The organism is Carnimonas bestiolae, assembly GCF_051251145.1.
In the GTDB taxonomy this organism is placed as follows: Bacteria; Pseudomonadota; Gammaproteobacteria; order Pseudomonadales; family Halomonadaceae; genus Carnimonas; species Carnimonas bestiolae.
The window spans coordinates 16,644-35,361 of the sequence record NZ_JBPCZK010000007.1 but is presented as its reverse complement, the minus strand read 5'-3'; the positions used below and the strand labels follow the sequence as shown (position 1 = coordinate 35,361).

Here is an 18,718-nt window from a genome sequence, read left to right as displayed (position 1 = left end):
AGGGCTTTTTGCTGGCGTGCTGTCGCGTTATGCCAATCGATCAGTAGTTGTAGCGAACAAACAGCGTGGTCGCGTCGTGATCGTAAAGATCATATTTGCCACCGCCGTCTGCGGGCGTGTGGTGCTCGGTGTCGTCCATCCACATGTGCTCAAGCGCAACAATGAAGTGGCCGCTGAACGAGATGCTGGCAACACCCAGAATGGAACGGTTGATGGTGTTCTCTTTCTCTTTGCGATCCTTGGCATAGCTGTATTCGCCATAGGCTTGTAGATCACCCGCAGGGCCAAGCAGCTTGGGCCAGGTGTAAGCCACGAAGGTATCGTAGTTGCGCCAGGTATGGCCGCTGAAGTCGGCGTGGTTACGTGATTCGCCGCCCAGTGCCGAGAACACCCAGTTGCCCGGCGTCCAGTTGGCGCCCAGCTCCCAGCCATTGCTTGAGAGCGACGTGTTGCCATTGGTCTCCGGCTCGCCTTCGCCCGCCTTGAATTTGGCGTGGTGGAAAGCAGCACCCAGCGTTACGTCGTAGCCAGGGCGATACTGACCACCAATTTCATAGAAGTACTTACGCTTGTAGCCGTAATCCTGTTCGGAAGAAGGACCGCCACTCCTCACGTGTCCGTAGGAGAAGCCATACATCGCCCCGACCGTGAACTTGTCGATGTTCACCGAGTACTTGAGGCTGCGTGAGGGGCGCGTACCGCCCTTCAAATCCGACCCCATCCACGCCTGCGCGGTGTAGTCGGTGAAGTTCCACGGTTGGTCAGTAAAGACGTCGACGTAGTCATACATCAACGAATCCTGACGACCATAGGTAATGGTGCCGTAGGTCGGGTTGCTAGCGCCCAAATAGCGATAGCGGTTGAAGTGGGCATCGTTTTCGCCAGTGGTGAAGAGGGGGTCGAGACCTTCTTCCCAGCGTGCGAAGCCTGTCCAGCCATTGTCGAAGTAGTGTTCGTACGCCAGGTTGATACGCGAGCCTCCGTTGTTCAGGCCGGTATCTTTGCTGGTGCCTTGATAGTTCCAGTCGTAGCTGTACGCAATACGACCGCTGATCACAAACTTGTTGTCTTCGTTCTCAAACGCAGTGAAGGCGGAAGCCTGATAAGCGACGCCAAGTGAAGCAAATCCAATAGCTACAGCGAGGGTCGAGCGAGTCAAGGAAGTATAGGCTGCTGTGCGCGGCATAAAGGCAATGTTCCGTTATGTGAAGCGTATTGTAGTGGGGCGTTGTATCGCGAATGCGGTAGACGACGCCTTGGATACTACGAAGTAGTTCATCCGAGCTCGTTTGCGAGGTTCAAATGAGGTGCCGCAGGCGAAGAAAAAAGCGATCAGCGAGCGTATATTTTTTGTACACCGAGCTTTTTGCCGACGGATTTTAATTTATACCGAAAAAAGTAGGCGGGCTCACCCCCCTAAATGGTCGAGTTCGATTTAAATAAAAGATTAAGAATAGAGCTGTAATAGTGAATAACTAATTTTAAGGCTGACGGGGAAATTGATATATCCTTGCGCGCATATCGCTATACGACGCAATTATATCGTTCGCCCCTGTTGCCACATTGCGCGCAAACAGGAGCGAATGTTGGGGGCGCGTCAGGCGACGTCGACATCTTCCAGATTTAGGAAGGCGGCATCGATCAACGCACGGGTATAAGGCTCTTTAGGCGCAGAGAAAATTTGCTCGGTAGCGCCCTGTTCGACCACTTCACCCTGCTTCATTACCAAAACGTGATCGGCCAATGCCCTTACCACCGCAAGATCATGGCTGATAAAGACATAGGTCAGCCCATACTTGCGCTGAACCTCCCGCAGCAGCTCGACGACCCGCACCTGTACCGATCGGTCGAGGGCGGACGTTGGCTCGTCGAGCAGCAGAAACTCGGGCTTCAAAATAAGTGCGCGAGCAATCGCGATACGCTGGCGCTGCCCACCGGAAAACTCATGGGGGTAACGGCTTGCCATGCGTGGATCGAGCGCCACCTCTTCGAGCACCTCTACGACGCGGCGCTGACGCTCCTTGCGGCTTAGCTCGGGGTAGTGAACTTTGAGCCCCTCACTGATGATTTCGCCGACGTTAAGTCGTGGCGAGAGCGAGCCGTAAGGGTCCTGAAAGATCACCTGCATTTTCGAGCGCACCGGGCGCATCTCACTGGTGCTAAGGCCCGCAAGATCGGTGCCGTCGAAGACGATGCGTCCTTCGCTTTCCAGAAGTTGCAGGATAGCGCGTCCCAGGGTCGATTTGCCCGAGCCTGATTCGCCCACAATACCGATGGTTTGGCCGCGCTTTACCTCGAGGCTGATGCCGCGCACCGCGTCGAATTTTTCATCGGCGCGAAACCAGTGCTTCTTGGTGGTGAAGGATACCTTGACGTCATCGGCTTCAAGCACCACTGGGCTATCGTCGGCAACCTGCGCCTTGCTGCCCTTGGGCGTCGAAGCCAGCAGCATGCGCGTGTACTCTTCCTTCGGCGCGGCAAATACCTCGGCCACCGAGCCCGCTTCGATGCCTTTGCCATGGCGCATAACGCAAACGCTGTCGGCGAAGCGTTTGACCAGATTAAGATCGTGGGTGATAAACAGAATCGACATGCCAATTTCCTGCTGAAGCTCTTTCAGCAGCGCCAGAATTTGCGCCTGCACGGTGACGTCCAGCGCCGTCGTTGGCTCATCGGCAATCAAGAGCTTAGGCTCGCAGGCCAGCGCCATGGCAATCATCACGCGCTGACGCTGTCCGCCCGAGAGTTCGTGGGGATAGCTTTTGACGCGCTTCTCGGGTTCAGGAATGCCCACCTGCTCAAGCAGGGTGATCACGCGCTTGTTAACGGCGTCCCCCGAAGCTTTGCGGTGCTTGAGAATTACCTCCGACACCTGCTTGCCAATGCGCAGCATCGGATTCAGCGAGGTCATGGGCTCCTGGAAGATCATCGAAATATCGTTGCCGCGAATCTTGCGTATCTCGCTTGCGGACATCGTCAGCAAATTACGCCCTTCAAAGAGCGCTTCACCCGATACCTTGGCCAGTTCGGGCAACAGCTGAATCAGGGCGTTGGAGGTAACCGACTTGCCCGAGCCTGATTCTCCCACCAGCGCCATGATCTCGCCCTTGGCAATGCTGAAACGAATGTTATCAACGGCGCGGACATCGCCTTTGGGCAGCGAAAAATCGACGTTAACACCGTTAACCTCCAGCAGTGGGGCTGAGTGCGCTGAGGAAGTGTTGGTAGCGTTGGAAGATGTTGTCATGGGAATAGCTCCTCAGCGTGTTTTGGGGTCGAGCGCGTCGCGCAGGCCATCACCAAGGAAGTTCAGGCAGAACAGCGTTACCGCCAGAAATACCGATGGGAAGATCAGCATCCAGGGAGCGCTTTCCATCATTTGCTGACCTTCTGAAATCAGCACGCCCCAGCTGGTGAGCGGCTCTTGCACTCCCAGCCCCAAAAACGACAGGAAGCTTTCCAGCAGAATGACCTTGGGCACGGTGAGGGTGACATAGACAATTACTGGCCCAATCGCATTGGGAATCAAGTGGCGGGTGACAATCTTGGTGTCCTTCACGCCCAGCGCGGTGGCGGCTTCGACGAACTCCTTGCGCTTCAGCGACAGCACTTGCCCGCGCACAATACGCGCCATATCCAGCCATTCGACGGCCCCAATGGCAGCGTAAATCAGCAGGATGTTACGACCGAACACCACCATCAGCAGAATCACCATGAACATGAACGGCAGTGAAAACATGATGTCGACGAATCGCATCATCAGGTTATCGATGCGGCCCCCGAAATAGCCGGCAATGGCGCCGTATAGCACGCCAATTACCAGGCTGACGATGGTCGCGACCAGCGCTACCGACAGCGAAATGCGTCCGCCGTAAAGCGTTCTAACCAGCAGGTCGCGGCCGTTGGCATCGGTGCCGAAGTAATGCGCGCCCTCGCTGGAAGGGGCGGTCATGAAGCTGTTCCAATCGACGTCATCAAGCCCCCAAGGCAGTAGCCATGGGCCGCAGATGCAAACAATCGTTAGCACAATCAATAGCACCAGACTGCCCATGGCAGCCTTGTTCTGACGCAAACGGCGCCAGGCTTCTACGGCAAGACTCTCGCCCGCCTGAAATTCATCGCGGGTAGCGCTGGCGGAAGATGTTGTATGTGTACTCATTAATAATTACCGGTTAGGCCAGGGCAACAAATACGTTGTTGTATTGTTGTCGTTGTGTACCCAACGCCGCACATCGGCGGCGTCCGTCAGTAAAGCTCAATCGTCGTAGCGAATTTGTGGGTCGAGCACGCTGTACAGCAGATCGACAATTAGATTCATTACGATAATCAAAATGGCATAGAACACCACCACGCCCATCACCAGCGTGTAGTCGCGGTTGAGTGCTCCCTGTACGAAGTAGCGGCCAATGCCGGGCAGACCGAAAATCTGCTCGATAACCACCGAGCCGGTGACGATCGCCGCGATGGCCGGGCCCAGATAGGAGAGCACCGGCAGCAGCGCAGGACGCAGCGCATGGCGCACAATCACTTCGGTAGGCGTTAGGCCCTTGGCGCGAGCCGTGCGGATATATTGACTGCTGAGCACTTCGATCATCGAGGCACGCATCAGGCGCGCAATCGAGGCTATCTGCGACAGCGCCAGAGCCGCTACCGGCATCACTAGATTGGGCAGCGCACCATCGTTCCAGCCACCCGCCGGCAGCCACGCCAGAATAACGCCGAATACCAGCGCCAGAATGGGGGCGATCACGAAGCTGGGCACTGCAATGCCCCCCAGCGCTATCCCCATCACGATGTAATCGATCGCCGAGTTACGCTTGATGGCGGCAATAATACCGAGCGGTAAGCCAATGATCAGTGCCACCAGCATGGCCCAGGCTCCCAGCTTCAAACTGACGGGGAAGCCTTGCCAGATCAGGTCGGTAACGCTGAAATCCTTGTATTTGAACGAGGGGCCGAAGTCGCCGTGTGCTATGCCACCCAGGTAGCGCACATACTGCTGCCACAGCGGCTCATCCATGTGATAGGCGGCCATCAGGTTGGCTTCGATTTCCGGCGGCAGCTGGCGCTCACCGTCGAAGGGGCCACCTGGAGCAAGCCTCATAAGAAAGAAAGAGACAGTGATAACGATCAGTAGCGTGGGAATCGCCTGACCGATGCGTTTGATTATGTAGCTCAGCATATCGTTATTGGAATCCGCTGCATCAAGGGTCGAAGGTCAACAATGAACAATCACTGCGCCACGCTTAGATAGCGCAACGGGTGAACATCCAATGGGTTAGTGTGCCAGCCTTTCACTTTGTCGGATACCAGGTTGATCGAGACATAGTCGTAGATTGGCAGTAGTGCATAGTCATCCAGCAGTAGCTGCTGCGCCTCGGTGAGTAATCGAGCACGTTTTTGCGGGTCAAGTTCACGGCCGATGGCATCGACCAGTTTGTCGTAGCGCGCGTTGTGATAGCGGCTGTAGTTACCTTCATAGCCGGTGACAAAGTTCTTCAGGAAATCCTGTGGATCGTTGACCGTGGCTACGCCGCCATAGCGGCCTACTTCGAAGTTGCCATTTTTCAGGGTGTTGAAGTGCACCGCGGCTTCACTATTGGTCAGCGTAGTTGTTACGCCAATTTGCTTCCACATCGCGCTGATGGCCACGGCGATACGGCGATGGTCTTCCAGAGTGTTATAGGCAATTTCGAGATGCAGCGGATGCTCCGGGCCATAGCCCGCGTCCGCCAGTAGCTGCTTGGCCTTTTTCAAGCGCTCAGCCATGGGCTGATGAGCAAACGGCATTTCGCCGCCAGCATCGCCTTCCATCGCCTTGGGCAGATACCAGTACGAGGGCGTTTGGCCTTGTCCCAAAATACGGTTAGCGATGATACCGCGCCGCACCGCCAAATTGAGCGCTTCGCGCACGCGCTTGTCGGCAGTGGGTTGGCCTTTGCTCAGATTGAGCACGTAGTAGTACTCACCCAGCAGCGGCGCCACTTTGAGTTCATTGGGAAAGTTCTTTTTGACCGTGGGGAACTGAGTGGCGGGCACCCCTGTGTAGGAAATGCCTAGTTCGCCGGTGCGAAAGCGGTTGAGCGCCGCTTGTGCATCGTTGATGGGATAGAAATGGGCGGTGTCGAGCTTCACGCTGTCGGCGGCGTAGAACTGTGGATTCTTGCTCAGCTCTATGTCGCTTTGCGGTATCCAGCGGGTTAGCTGGAAGGGGCCGCTGACCACCAGCTTGCCTGCTTTGACCCAATTGCCTTGCTGCGCCTCAATGTAGTGGCGCGGCAGCGGCGCACTTTCGGGCATCGACAAGGCTTGCAGCATGGAGGGCGTGGGCTGAGTCAGATGTATTTTCAGCGTGTGTTGATCAACGGCTTCCACGCCCAGTGTTTCTGGCTTGGCCTTGCCTGCAACGATCTCTTTAGCATTTTTGATGGTGAAGTAGAGGTTGGCGTTGTACGCCGCAGTGGCAGGGCTTATCTCACGCCTAAGCGCAAATACGGCGTCATCGGCGGTAATCGGCTTGCCGTCGGACCACTTGGCATCGCGCAAATGAAAGGTATAGGTCAAACCGTCGTCTGAAATTTCCCAACGGCTGGCTAGCCCCGGGACCAGCTCTGCCTTGCTGTCGATAGCCACCAGCGTGGCGAACAGCTCGCGAGTGATGCGGGTCTCCCAGTTGCCCGAGGATTTTTGCGGGTCAAGTGTGCCGGGCTCATCGCCGTTGGCGATGTTCAGGTTCGCTGCTTGAGCGGGCAGCGCAGCGGCAGCAAGCGATACCGTCAGGGCGGCGGCAAGGGTTTTTAAAGCGGTGGTGCTAACTTCACGCATACGCGGCGCAACAGCGTTGAACATCGATGTCTCCTGACGCTTGCCCTTATCGGGCTTTTGACATTGTTATGGCGACCGATGGCCGCTGAGCGTTTCAGGCACGCTTTCAATTCAAAGCGCTGTTTTGATTGTGTCAGTTTTGGGACAAAAAGCCAGCCGCGATCACAACAGATCGTTACTACTGATAGATGCGGGGCGAATAAGCAGCGGCGGCGGCCGCCTAATGCCAACGGCTGCGTGACTGCACTGCTTGGATGGTAAGTGGCGGATAAGCAGGCCGCGCGGTATTGCGTTATTCCGCTATCGACAGCCAGCGCGACAGATGACGGTTAATGGTGTTGGCCTGCCAGCCGTGCACCCGGTCAGCAACCAGATTGCGCGAGGTATCGAAGTAAATGGGCAGCAGAGCGTAATCATCGAGCGCCAGCTGCTCAGCGCTGCGCAGCTGATAGGCGCGTCGCTCAAGATCGGTCATCGAGTTGGCTTTATCGAGCAGCGCGTCGTAGGCAGAGCTTTTGTAAGCGCCGTAGTTTTTGGCATTATCGCTGGTCAGCAAATCGAGGAAGGTATTGGCATCGTCGTAGTCGCCCAGCCAGGTGGCACGGCCGACGCCGAATTTCCCTTCCGCCAGATTGGAGAAATGTACGTTGGCTTCAGTGTTGGCCATGGAGGTATGAATGCCGACCGCTTTCCACATTGCCGCTGCCACCACCGCTACCGGTTGGTTAACGCTGGTCTTGTTGTAGTTAAGGGTGATGTTGAGCGGGTGCTCGCTGTCATAGCCTGCTTCCTTGAGCAACTCACGCGCGCGCTGCTGGCGCTTGGTAAGCGGCTCATCGAGCCCGCGCATATGCGCCGGGTGATAGTTCGACACGCCGGGAGGCACCAGTCCAGAGGCAGGTTTTACCGTATCCTGCATGACTTTTTGCGCGATGATGTCGCGATCAATGGCAAGGTTAAGCGCTTCACGAACCCGTTTGTCGGCAGTGGGCTGGCCCTCGCGCTGGTTAAGCGCGTAGTAATAGGTGTTGAGCTCAGGCGTTAGCTTGACCTGATCGCCGAGCTGTTTTTTCAACAGCGTAATCTGGTTAACCGGGAAGCTGCGCAGGATATCGAATTCCTTGGCTCGAAAGCGCTGTACAGAGGCAGCCTCACCTTCAGTGGGAATGTACTCCACACCTTCCAGCTTAACGTCATCGGCGTCGTGAAAATAACGGTTTTTAGTGGCGCTAAGGTGATCGTGAGGCACCCATGAGGTAGGCGTGAAGGCACCGTTGGTGACCAGCGTGCCGGGCTCTTTCCACTTGTCTCCCTTACTGCGAATCAAGTGGGTAGGAATAGGCGAAGCCACTGAGTTGGCCAGTAGTGCTGGCAAGTACGGAGTAGGGCGCTCCAGCTCGATAACAACGGTGTCGTTGTCTTTGGCATGAATGCCAATCTTGTCGAGAGACATCTTGTTCGATGCTGCTGCCTGAGCATTCTTGAGCGGATAGAGCAGCGCCGCATAAACGGAAGGGCTTTCAGGGTTAAGTGCCGCGCGAAACGCCGAAACAAAGTCGTCAGCAATGACCGGCTTACCGTCTGCCCAACGCGCGCTGTCGCGCAGTGTGAAGGTGTAGCGCTTGCCGTCATCGCTTACCTGCCATTCGCTTGCCGCGCCCGGAATGATCGCGCCTTCAGCATCAACGCTGGTCAGCCCTTCGTACAGATCGGCGATAACGTCGCCATCCGCAACCGTGCCGTTCACTTCACTGGGTGCCAGCGACGACGGCTCGGCCTGTATCGCCAGCCTGAGGGTGGCGGCATCCGCGCTAGGTGCAACGGCAGCGCTCGCTGCAAAGGCGACAGATAAGAGTGTCAAGCGGGCAGGTAGGTGAGCGGTCATTCGTTATCTCGCGAGCAATAGGGTATCTGGCACAACGAAACCGGGGCCAGTGAGGCCCCGGGCGATAGCACTTTTGCAAGGTTGGATTATTTAGTGAATGAAATCCAGTGTGAGGGGTGGTCGTCGCTGATATTGTCTTCCCAACCCTTGATGTCTGGATTCACCAGGTTGCGCGATACCTGGGTCAGCAGCGGAATCACGGCGTAATCGTTCATTGCCAGCTTCTCGGCCTGCTCAAGAATTTGATAGCGCTTGCCTGGGTCCATGGTGGTCGCTGCCTGGTGCATCAGCTTGTCGTACGCACTGTTGGAATAGGCACCGTAGTTATTGCCGACACCGGTTTCCATTAGCGTCAGGAAGTTTTGCGGATCGTTGTAGTCGGCGACCCAGCCTGCGCGAGCCGCATCGAAATCGCCGCGCGCGATTGCTTGATAGTGCACGGTGGCCTCGGCGTTATCCAGCTCAGTCGTCACGCCAAGCGGTTGCCACATCGAAGAAATGGCGACCGCGTTGCTTCTGTTCCAATCGTCGCTGTTAAAGCGCAGATGAAGATGAAGCGGATGCTCCGGGGAGTAGCCCGCTTCTTTCATTAGCGCCTTGGCTTCTTTCAAACGCTCGTCATAGGGTTTGCTGAGTTCATCGTTGGCCTGTGGCTGGTAGCCATGAATGCCGGCTGGCACGAAGGCGTTGGTGGCATTGAAAGCACCCTGGGCAATCTTCTCGGCGAGAATATCGCGGCGTATCGCCAGGCTAAGCGCCTTGCGCACGCGCGGGTCAGCGGTGGGCTCGCCCTTGCGCTGATTGAGCACATAGTACTCATTGCCCAGCCAAGGTGCGGTATGGGTATCTTTAGGCATGGTGCGCTTAAGCGACTTCAGCTGGCTGACCGGGAAACCGTGCGAGTGCGCGATATCCAGCTGGCCCCCGCGGTAGCGCGCCACCATGGCATTGAGGTTTTCGATGTTGTTGTAGACCACGCCATCCAACGCTACCTTCTTGGCATCGTAGTAGTAGCGGTTCTTAACGGTGGTGATGCTCGATTGTGATACCCAATTGGTAGGCGTGAAGGCACCGTTGGTTACAATGTTCGACATTTTCACCCAATCCTTGCCGTATTTCTCAACCACGTGTTTCGGCAAGGGGTAAGCGGTGTAGTGCGTCATCAGCTCTTCGAAGTAGGGCACCGGCTCATTGAGCGTTACCTGGAAGGTGTTGCCATCATCCAGCGACTTTACGCCAAGGGTATCGGGCGCTTGTTTACCCAGGTTGATCGCCTTGGCATTTTTGACCGGATAGAGCATATAGGCGTATTTCGACGCATTGTCGGGATTCAGCAGGTGCTGCCAGCCAAACACGAAGTCGTCGGCGGTTACCGGGGTGCCGTCCGACCACTTGGCATTGCTGCGAATACGGAAGGTCCAGGTTTTGCCGTCCTTCGAAACCACCCAGTCACTCGCCATGCCCGGCACCAGATTACCCTTGGGGTCTTTCTGAACCAGCCCCTCGAACACATCCATTAATACCTGTGATTCCCACACGCCCCCTGAAACCTGGGAGGTATCGAACGAAGCCAGTTCGCCGCCGATGCCCATTTGCAGCGTGCGTGCTTCTGCCTGCTGTGCGGTGAATGCCAATGAGCCCAGTGATGCAGAGAGTAATAGTGTGCCGAGAAGTGGTGTGGTGGCCTTCATGAAAAATATCCTGATTGTTGGAATTGTAGGGGCCAGAGGTGCAAGCCTTGAAACAGCGACATCTGCCTTGAGTGGTTATCAAGGTGTCGGACGATTTATCGCATGGCTTCAATCTACGGGGTTGTGCACTTTCCGGCAAGACGAGCGCCTTATAAATGCCCCTTATACAAAAGCCCCGCTTCATTATAGAAGCGGGGCTCGGCAGTAGGGCTGGGCTGATGGCTAGTCCTTTTTATCGACCCAGCGCGCAGGGTGGATATCAAGCGCGTTGTTTTGCCATCCGCCAACCTCTGATTTGACCAGGTTGCGTGCGGTGTAGTGGAAAATCGGCGCTTCGATGTACTGAGACGACAGGCGCGCTTCGGACTGCTGTAGCAGCGAACGCCGTTTGGCCTTATCCATTTCGGTATTGGACGCACCAAATAGCTGGCGGAATTTGCTGTCCTGATAGTCACCGTAGTTATTGCCAACGGCGTATACCAATTGCAGGAAGTTTTGCGGATCGTCGTAGCTCGAGATCCACGAGGCGCGGCCAATTTCGAAATCGCCGCGGCGCAGCGTGCTGTAGTGCACGTTGGCGTCGCTGTTATCCATGGTGACCTGTACGCCCAGCGGTTTCCACATCGCGGCGATCGCCACTGCCACACGCTGCTGCTGATCGCCTGAGTTATAGCGAATCGACAGCTTGAGCGGTTTGTCGGGGCCATAGCCAGCCTGCTTGAGCAGTTCCTTGGCACGCTGCTGGCGCTCATCGATGTCATGCTTCAGCCCCGGCTGAACCTGAACGCTGTAATCGCTGGTGCCCGGCGGAACCAGCGAATAGGCAGGCTTGACGGCGCCTTCCAGCAGCTGACGAGCAATGACCGTGCGGTTAATGGCAATGCTCAGGGCTTCGCGCACTTTCGGGTCAGCGGTGGGGTGCCCCTTGCGCAGGTTGAACACGTAATATTCGGTGCCAAGGTTCGGCGTTACCTTGACGGCATCGCCAAGGGTTTTCTGCAGGAACTTGTAGCGCGCTGCCGGGAAGTCGCGCAGTACGTCCAACTCGCCGGCGCGGAAGCGGGTAATGCCGGCCTCGCGATCGGGCATTGGATAGTAGTTAACGCCATCCAGGGCAACCTCCTTGGCGTCGTAGTAGTTATCGTTCTTGCGCGTATCCAGCTCGGTGCCCTGTACCCATTTAACTGGCTTGAAGGCGCCGTTGACGACAATGTTGTCGGCCTTGCTCCACTGATCGCCGTACTGCTTCACTGCATGTTCCGGCAATGGATAGAAGGGCGGCAGTACCAGCATCTTCAGGAAGTAAGCGGCCGGTTCGTTTAGCTTGAAGACCAGCGTGTGGTCATCGGGAGCGCTAACGCCTAGCGTGTCAGGTGCGGCCTTGCCCTTGGCGATGTTCTCGGCATTTTGCAGCGGATACAAACGCTCCAGGCCAGTGGCGGCATTCTTGGGGTTAATAATGTAGCGCAGCGCAAACACGAAATCGTGCGCGGTTACCGGCTTGCCGTCCGACCACTTGGAATCGCGCAGATGGAAAGTATAGGTCTTGCCGTTGTCGGAAATATCCCAGCGCGTCGCCACCCCCGGGATCACCTTCCCTTCCTTTGAAACATCGACCAGCCCAGCAAAGATGTCGCGCAGTACATCTTCCTCCCATACGCCGCCGGTAATTTTGGGCGGGCTCAGCGACGCAGGATCGTCAATAATGCCCACGTTCAATGTGGCTGCTGACGAAAGCCCCGGCAGGGCCAAAGCGGTAAACAGTAGCGAGGCGTTAAGCAGAGTGCGCTTCATCGTGTCTATCTCTTTTGGTTATGGTGCAGCGCTGATCGTCTGGTGGTGCGGCGACGAAGCGAGGCTTTTAGCGTGAAATCAGTGACGTTATTGCGGTTTTTGCGTGCGCAGGGGCCTAAGCGGCCGCTGTTGGTCAGGCACAGCTTTTCAGGCTCACTGTAAACAGCTCGGCTTGGTAACAGCCAATAAGCGTTGGGTATGTTCTTATAAGCGTTGTGCTTATCAGCGGTCGTCAATGTTAGCGGATTGCGCAGCACAATGGCTGCATCGTCACCGGCAATCGTCGAAGTTGCTAGGCGCGTTGCCTGGCAGCGGTGCAGTTACCGTGATGGTGCGCGCGTGAGCGTCAACGGGATGACGCTAAGCCCTCTAATGCCCTACAATAGCGCTCTTTCATGCGCCGCCTGGCGCATCGTTTCTGTTAGCAACGAGCGGCACTGTATCGCCGTTGCCTACTTGTTTTGTTGGGGATGCCACCATGCAAGAGATCAATCCCATTTATAACCAGCTCAAGGACCTGGCCGAGCGCGCCAATGTCCTGAGGGGGTATCTTTGACTATGCCGAAAAGAAGGATCGGCTGGAAGAGGTAACTCGCGAACTGGAAGTGCCTAGCGTATGGGATAACCCTGATTACGCACAAAAACTGGGCCGTGAACGCGCCCAGCTTGAGCAAATCGTTACCACTATCGAAGCGTTGGAAAGCGGTGTCACCGATAACACCGAACTGCTGGAGCTAGCGGTTGCAGAAGAAGACGAGGACACCGTCGAGGAGGTCATTAACGACCTGCAGCGCCTCGAGGCGCATCTCGACAAGCTCGAATTCCAGCGCATGTTCTCTGGCGAGATGGACGCCAATAACGCCTATCTTGATATTCAGGCGGGTTCTGGCGGTACTGAAGCCCAGGACTGGGGCAATATCCTGCTGCGCATGTATCTGCGCTGGAGCGAGCATCATGGCTTCACTACCGAAGTGGTAGAAGTCAGTGCTGGCGAAGTCGCCGGTATCAAATCGGCCACGCTGCACATAAAAGGCGATTACGCCTACGGCTGGCTGCGCACTGAAACCGGCGTGCACCGGTTGGTACGCAAAAGTCCCTTCGACTCGGGCGGTCGTCGCCATACTTCGTTTGCGTCGGTGTTCGTTTCTCCCGAAATCGACGACAACATCGAGATCGATATCAATCCGGCTGATTTGCGCGTCGATACCTACCGCTCCAGCGGCGCGGGCGGTCAGCACGTCAACACCACCGACTCTGCGGTGCGTATTACCCACGAACCGACCGGTGTGGTGGTAGCGTGTCAGTCCGAGCGTTCACAGCATTCCAACCGCGATCAGGCGATGAAAATGCTGAAAGCACGCCTCTACGAGCGGGAAGTTCAAGAGCGTAACGCCGAAAAGCAGAAGCTCGAAGACAGCAAGTCTGACATCGGCTGGGGCAGCCAAATCCGCTCCTATGTGCTGGACGATCAGCGTATCAAGGATCTGCGTACCGGGGTGCAGTCGAGTAACTGCGACAAGGTGCTCGATGGCGATCTCGACGACTTTATCGAAGCCAGCCTGAAGCAAGGGCTGTAATGTTAGTGCATAGCGCTTGACCACTGGGTGGTTGAGCGTGTTCTTCTCTCTATATTGATATATCTGGCGTCGCTTGCATTACAGGGCACAGCGGCGCTCAACAGGAAATTTGCCATGTCACAGCACACTCCCAATGGACAGACCGCCGAACACAGTCAGGAATCGGACAATCGTCTGATCCAGGAGCGTCGCGACAAGCTTGCCGCGCTGCGCGAAAAAGCGCGTGAGCATGGCACGAGTGCGTTTCCGAACGATTTTCGTCGCGATAGTCTGGCTGGCGAGCTGAGCGAAGAACTTGGCGACAAGGAAAAGGACGAACTGGAAGCGCTCAACCGTCAGGCGGCGGTAGCCGGACGCGTGATGACCAAGCGTGGCCCATTTATTGTGCTGCAAGACGTGAGTGGCCGCATCCAGCTGTATTTCAACAAGAAAGCGCTGCCGGAAGAGACGGTCGAAACCGTCAAGGGCTGGGATATCGGCGATATTGTGGCGGCTAAAGGGCCGGTGCATAAGTCTGGCCGCGGCGATCTTTACGTGAATATGGAAGAAGCCCGCACCCTGACCAAAGGGCTGCGTCCGCTGCCCGACAAATTCCACGGCTTGACCGATCAGGAGCAGCGCTATCGCCAGCGTTATGTCGATCTGATCGTTAATCCTGAAGTGCGCGATACCTTCCGGATTCGCGCCGGCGTTATCTCGGCGATTCGCCAGTTTCTGAGTGAGCGTGCCTTCATGGAGGTCGAAACCCCCATGCTGCACCCGATTCCCGGCGGCGCGACGGCGCGTCCCTTCACCACGCACCACAACGCGCTCGATCAGGACATGTACTTGCGTGTAGCGCCGGAGCTTTACCTGAAGCGGTTGGTGGTAGGCGGTTTCGAGCGAGTGTTCGAGATCAACCGTAACTTCCGCAACGAAGGGCTTTCCACCCGCCATAACCCCGAATTCACCATGCTTGAGTTCTACTGGGGCTATGCCGATTACAACGACCTGATCAAGCTGACCGAAGAGATGATTCGCGAGGTTGCCACGAAAGTGCTCGGCGATACGCGTGTTACCGTTGGTCATGACGACGACGCCTTCGACATCGATCTGGCCCAGCCTTTCGATCGTTTGACCATGCACGACGCTGTGATCAAGTACGGTGATGGCATTACCAGCGAGCAGCTGGCCGATCGCGACAGCTCGGCAGCACTGGCCAAAGAGCTGGGTATCGACGTGAAGGAAGGCTGGGGGCAGGGCAAGCTGCTATCCGAGATTTTCGAAGAGGTGGCCGAGCATCGTCTGCTTCAGCCGACCTTCATTACCGCGTATCCCGCCGAAGTGAGTCCGCTGTCGCGCCGCAACGACGAGCACCCTGAACTGACCGACCGTTTCGAGTTCTTTGTCGGCGGTCGTGAAATCGCCAACGGTTTCTCGGAGCTTAACGACGCAGAAGATCAGGCGGAGCGCTTCCGTGCTCAGGTGGCCGAGAAGGACGCGGGTGATCTCGAAGCCATGTATTACGACGCCGACTATGTACGTGCGCTAGAGTACGGCTTGCCGCCGACCGCAGGAGAGGGCATTGGCATCGACCGTCTGGTCATGCTGCTGACCAACAGTGCATCGATTCGTGATGTGCTGCTGTTCCCGGCCATGCGTCCGCAGGCCGATTAATCGTTCTGCGCATCGCTGGCGTATTGGGGTATCATCGGGCAATTGCTCATTGGAGGGCGTCTTCATGAAACTGGTTAACCGTTCGGCACTCAGCGTCACTCCCACCCAAGCGTTCGTCGATTGGATAAATCTGCTTGAGGCTACCGCTGGCGAGGATGATCTCATCCTTGCCGATGTGGAACATGAGAGCACCATTTATCTGATTCCCGAAATGGACAGCGAAGAAGCGCTGCGTGCCTATATCGATGATCGCTATCTCGACATCCTCGAGAATGAGCTACAGGCGTGGGAGAGCGACGAGCGGCTGTGGCCCGATGAAGTCGATCGCGCGCTGTTCGATCGCTTCCTGCGCATCGAGCACAGCTATCTGGCGGTCGATCTTGACGATGAAGAAACGCTCGAAGCTTCCGAGTTCGCCGATGACGATGACATTTGATTCGAATGTTTTCAGCACGCAAGGCGGCTAGCCCTACTCAAGGATTACGTTCTCATCAGGAAGGCGACGACGGGTTACCGCCCGAACGTCGCCTTCCTGCGCTGTGGTCGATCCTGCTGGGTACCTTGCTGGTGGTGCTCGATGGCTCGATGATGAGCACCGCACTGCCGCATCTGGGGCAGGCGCTCGGTGTCGCGGCCTCTTCTTCGGTATGGATCAGCAACGGCTACCAACTGATCGCGGCGTCGCTGATTCTAAGCTGCGCGGCCCTGGCGGATCGCATCGGCCCCGGCCGGCTCTATATCGCAGGATTGGCGCTGTTCGTGCTGGCCTCTCTGGGATGTGCCTTGGCGCAAGGGTTTAGTGCGTTGCTGGTATGGCGCTGCATCCAGGGTGTGGGCGCGGCGGCAGTCATGAGCCTGGGGCCTTCCCTTAACCGACGCATTTTTCCCTCGCGCCTGCTGGGCAGCGGCATCGGTATGGTAGCGATGATTGTGGCGGCGGCGCTCGCCATAGGCCCAGCCTTTACCGGTGTCGTGCTGGCCATTGCCGACTGGCGCTGGCTATTTCTGGTCAATATTCCAGTGGGGGGCGCGGCGCTGGTAATGGCGTGGCGTTTTCTGCCGCGTGAAGCGCCCGTTCAGCAACGCTTCGACGGCGTGGGTGCGCTGCTCTCCATTGTAATGCTCAGCACTAGCGTGGTGGGGCTGGGCATGGTGGGACACGCCTCCTCCGCGAGAGTGGCCTGGAGTTGGCTGGCGATAGCAGTCATTGCCGCTGCGGCATTTATTGTTCGTCAGCGGCGCTCATCGCGACCTCTGCTGCCGCTATCGATGTTTGCGGAAAGGCGCTTCAGCATGGCAGCGCTGGCGTCGCTGTTTAGCTTCATTGCTCAAACCATGGCGCTGTTTGCGCTGCCTTTTCTGCTCCAGAATGGCTACGGCTACTCGCCACTGGCGTCCGGCTTACTGTTTACGCCTTGGCCGCTGCTGATTATGGTAGTAGCACCGTTAACAGGCCGTTTGGCTGATCGAGTATCGGCGCCTAAATTGTCGGTGATAGGATCGAGCATCTTCAGTATCGCCGTGTTGTTGCTAGCGCTAATGGCGCTGTTCAATTGCGCTAACGTAGCGGTCATTTTGCTCTGTACCGCGCTGTGTGGTCTGGGCTTCGCGGTGTTCCAGTCGCCCAATAACCGCGAGCTAATGGGCTCGGTGCCGCGCCAGCTGAGCAGCAGAGCATCGGGGGTACAGGCGACCGTGCGTACCTTTGCGCAGGCCATCGGCGCGGCGCTGGTGGCGCTTGCACTGTCGGGCGCGAGTGCTTCACAGCACAGCGGCGCTCTGGTCAATAATGCGTTCTGGATTGCCTGGGTATTTGCGCTGATCGCAGTGCTGTGTGGCTGCATTCGCCTGATCGCGCTGCGTACACCGCAGCAGTAATAGGTCTGCGCTGGCAGGCCAAATCAATAGTTGTGTGGAGAGTGTCATGAGTGTGCAGCAGCATATCGAGGCAAAGCTGAAGGTGTTGGCGCCTCGCTTTGTTGACGTCGAGAACGAAAGCCATCGTCATCATGTTCCGCCCAATTCGGAGACACATTTCAAAGTGACGGTCGTGTCCAGTGCCTTCGAGGGACTGATGCCGGTCAAGCGCCACCAGCGGATTTACAGTGTGCTGGATGAAGAGCTTGCCGGGCCGGTGCATGCACTCGCTCTGCACCTCTACACGCCCGCTGAATGGGATCGTCGCGCGGGTGATATTCCGGCATCGCCTAACTGTCGCGGCGGCGCTCGCCCCTAAGCACTGGCTACTTTAAGAGACCTACCATGTCACAGCATTCACAGGCGTTGCCCACCCACCAGCAGGCGCAGTATCTCGACGCCATGGGCATTACGCTGTGGGTGCCGCGCTATCGGTTGCCCAATGCGCAGGCAAGCAGCGAGTGCGAATGGCCCGAGTCGCAAGCCGCACCTGATACCGCCTCGACACAAGGGCTGCACCAACTGCTCAAGGACGCCGAAACCGCTCAGACGTCTGCTGTGCCCACTACGCCGCATCAGCCTGAAGCCGCAGAGGTCCCTCCTCAGCAGGGGGGAGGTGCGCAGCATTCCGCGCAAATCCGCTCGCTGTTAACGCCGGACGCACAAAAAGCGGATCAGGCCCCGACGCCTGACCACGAAGTCGCCCCCTCCGCTGACGCCGCGCAGCCGCCCCCTTCGGAGCAAGCCACGCCCGCTGCCGCTTCAGCCGAGCCTCAGGCACCGCTGCGGTTCGCTTTCAACGCACTGATGCTTGGGCAGCGCTGGCTGATTCTAACCACCGATGGTGCCTTTACCGCGCCGGTGCTGGCGTTTCTTGATGCGGTGCTATCTGCGCTGGGCGAGCCGCACCGTACGGCAACGCGCCCCGTCGATTTCCATTGGCCGATGATCGATGGCTTCTCTTCGGAAGCACCGCTTGAAGAGGCACGTGAAGGAATGCGCGCCTTTGCGGAAGGGCGCAAGCATCAAGGCGGCGCGCCCGAGTGCGTATGGCTATTTGCCGACCCACAGGATGAACACGCGCAAGTGCTGTCGGAGGTGCTTAACATAGCAGAAGGACGCAGCCAGCTACTCTCGCTGCCAATGGTACGTGCGGCATCGCTCGATGACGTTATGACCAGCGCCGATGCCAAGCGCCAGCTATGGCGGCAGCTGCTGCCGATACAGCAGCAACTGCTCGACACGCCCGCAGCACGCTGATGATTCAGTGGCGGGCCTCACTCGACGATCACTCGGCAAGCCAACTCGCGGCAATCGCCGCTGATCCCTCATGGAATGACGCTACGTTACGCACATCTGCGCAAAGCGAGAGT

The 18,718-nt window shown here is 57.2% G+C and carries 14 protein-coding genes; 6 read left to right on the top strand and 8 right to left on the bottom strand.

Annotation, left to right across the window (positions count from 1 at the left end):
* Window positions 1–40 precede the first annotated feature (40 nt).
* The 8 genes from R84865_RS09475 to R84865_RS09440 all read right to left on the bottom strand — a co-directional run bounded on the left by R84865_RS09475 (window position 41) and on the right by R84865_RS09440 (window position 12,195).
* Entirely contained in the window at window positions 41–1,186 is a 1,146-nt protein-coding gene (locus R84865_RS09475) for a porin (protein WP_435631773.1), read from the bottom strand.
* A gap of 411 nt (window positions 1,187–1,597) precedes the next feature.
* Window positions 1,598–3,247: an ABC transporter ATP-binding protein gene (locus R84865_RS09470; RefSeq protein ID WP_435639499.1), complete on the bottom strand. Its 1,650-nt coding sequence runs from the start codon at window positions 3,245–3,247 to the stop codon at window positions 1,598–1,600.
* Between the two features lie 12 nt (window positions 3,248–3,259).
* Entirely contained in the window at window positions 3,260–4,159 is a 900-nt protein-coding gene (locus tag R84865_RS09465; RefSeq protein ID WP_435637411.1) for an ABC transporter permease, read from the bottom strand.
* Between the two features lie 96 nt (window positions 4,160–4,255).
* Window positions 4,256–5,182: an oligopeptide ABC transporter permease OppB gene (oppB, locus tag R84865_RS09460; RefSeq protein ID WP_435639498.1), complete on the bottom strand. Its 927-nt coding sequence runs from the start codon at window positions 5,180–5,182 to the stop codon at window positions 4,256–4,258.
* 50 nt (window positions 5,183–5,232) lie between these two features.
* Window positions 5,233–6,849, bottom strand: a complete 1,617-nt coding sequence (locus R84865_RS09455) for a peptide ABC transporter substrate-binding protein (RefSeq protein ID WP_435639497.1) — start codon at window positions 6,847–6,849, stop codon at window positions 5,233–5,235.
* Window positions 6,850–7,117: 268 nt separating this feature from the next.
* Complete coding sequence (locus tag R84865_RS09450) at window positions 7,118–8,710, bottom strand: peptide ABC transporter substrate-binding protein (RefSeq protein ID WP_435639496.1); 1,593 nt, start codon at window positions 8,708–8,710, stop codon at window positions 7,118–7,120.
* Window positions 8,711–8,796: 86 nt separating this feature from the next.
* On the bottom strand, window positions 8,797–10,401 hold the full coding sequence (locus R84865_RS09445; protein WP_435631767.1) for a peptide ABC transporter substrate-binding protein: 1,605 nt from the start codon (window positions 10,399–10,401) through the stop codon (window positions 8,797–8,799).
* A 222-nt stretch (window positions 10,402–10,623) separates the two neighbouring features.
* Window positions 10,624–12,195 (bottom strand): peptide ABC transporter substrate-binding protein, encoded by a 1,572-nt coding sequence (locus R84865_RS09440; RefSeq protein WP_435631766.1) that lies wholly within the window; start codon window positions 12,193–12,195, stop codon window positions 10,624–10,626.
* 478 nt (window positions 12,196–12,673) lie between these two features.
* On the opposite strand from R84865_RS09440, the gene prfB reads away from it, so the two are divergent.
* The 6 genes from prfB to R84865_RS09410 all read left to right on the top strand — a co-directional run bounded on the left by prfB (window position 12,674) and on the right by R84865_RS09410 (window position 18,605).
* A protein-coding gene (gene prfB, locus R84865_RS09435; protein WP_435639495.1) for a peptide chain release factor 2 occupies window positions 12,674–13,772 on the top strand; the annotation gives its coding sequence in 2 pieces (ribosomal slippage) (window positions 12,674–12,748 and window positions 12,750–13,772; 1,098 coding nt in all).
* Between the two features lie 114 nt (window positions 13,773–13,886).
* Complete coding sequence (lysS, locus tag R84865_RS09430) at window positions 13,887–15,428, top strand: lysine--tRNA ligase (protein ID WP_435631764.1); 1,542 nt, start codon at window positions 13,887–13,889, stop codon at window positions 15,426–15,428.
* A gap of 64 nt (window positions 15,429–15,492) precedes the next feature.
* A complete protein-coding gene (locus tag R84865_RS09425; RefSeq protein ID WP_435631763.1) occupies window positions 15,493–15,864 on the top strand; it encodes a hypothetical protein in 372 nt (123 codons plus the stop codon).
* 5 nt (window positions 15,865–15,869) lie between these two features.
* Entirely contained in the window at window positions 15,870–17,306 is a 1,437-nt protein-coding gene (locus R84865_RS09420; RefSeq protein ID WP_435639494.1) for an MFS transporter, read from the top strand.
* A gap of 46 nt (window positions 17,307–17,352) precedes the next feature.
* On the top strand, window positions 17,353–17,664 hold the full coding sequence (locus tag R84865_RS09415) for a BolA family protein (protein ID WP_435631761.1): 312 nt from the start codon (window positions 17,353–17,355) through the stop codon (window positions 17,662–17,664).
* A 26-nt stretch (window positions 17,665–17,690) separates the two neighbouring features.
* Window positions 17,691–18,605, top strand: a complete 915-nt coding sequence (locus tag R84865_RS09410; protein WP_435639493.1) for a hypothetical protein — start codon at window positions 17,691–17,693, stop codon at window positions 18,603–18,605.
* The last annotated feature ends 113 nt before the right edge of the window (window positions 18,606–18,718 follow it).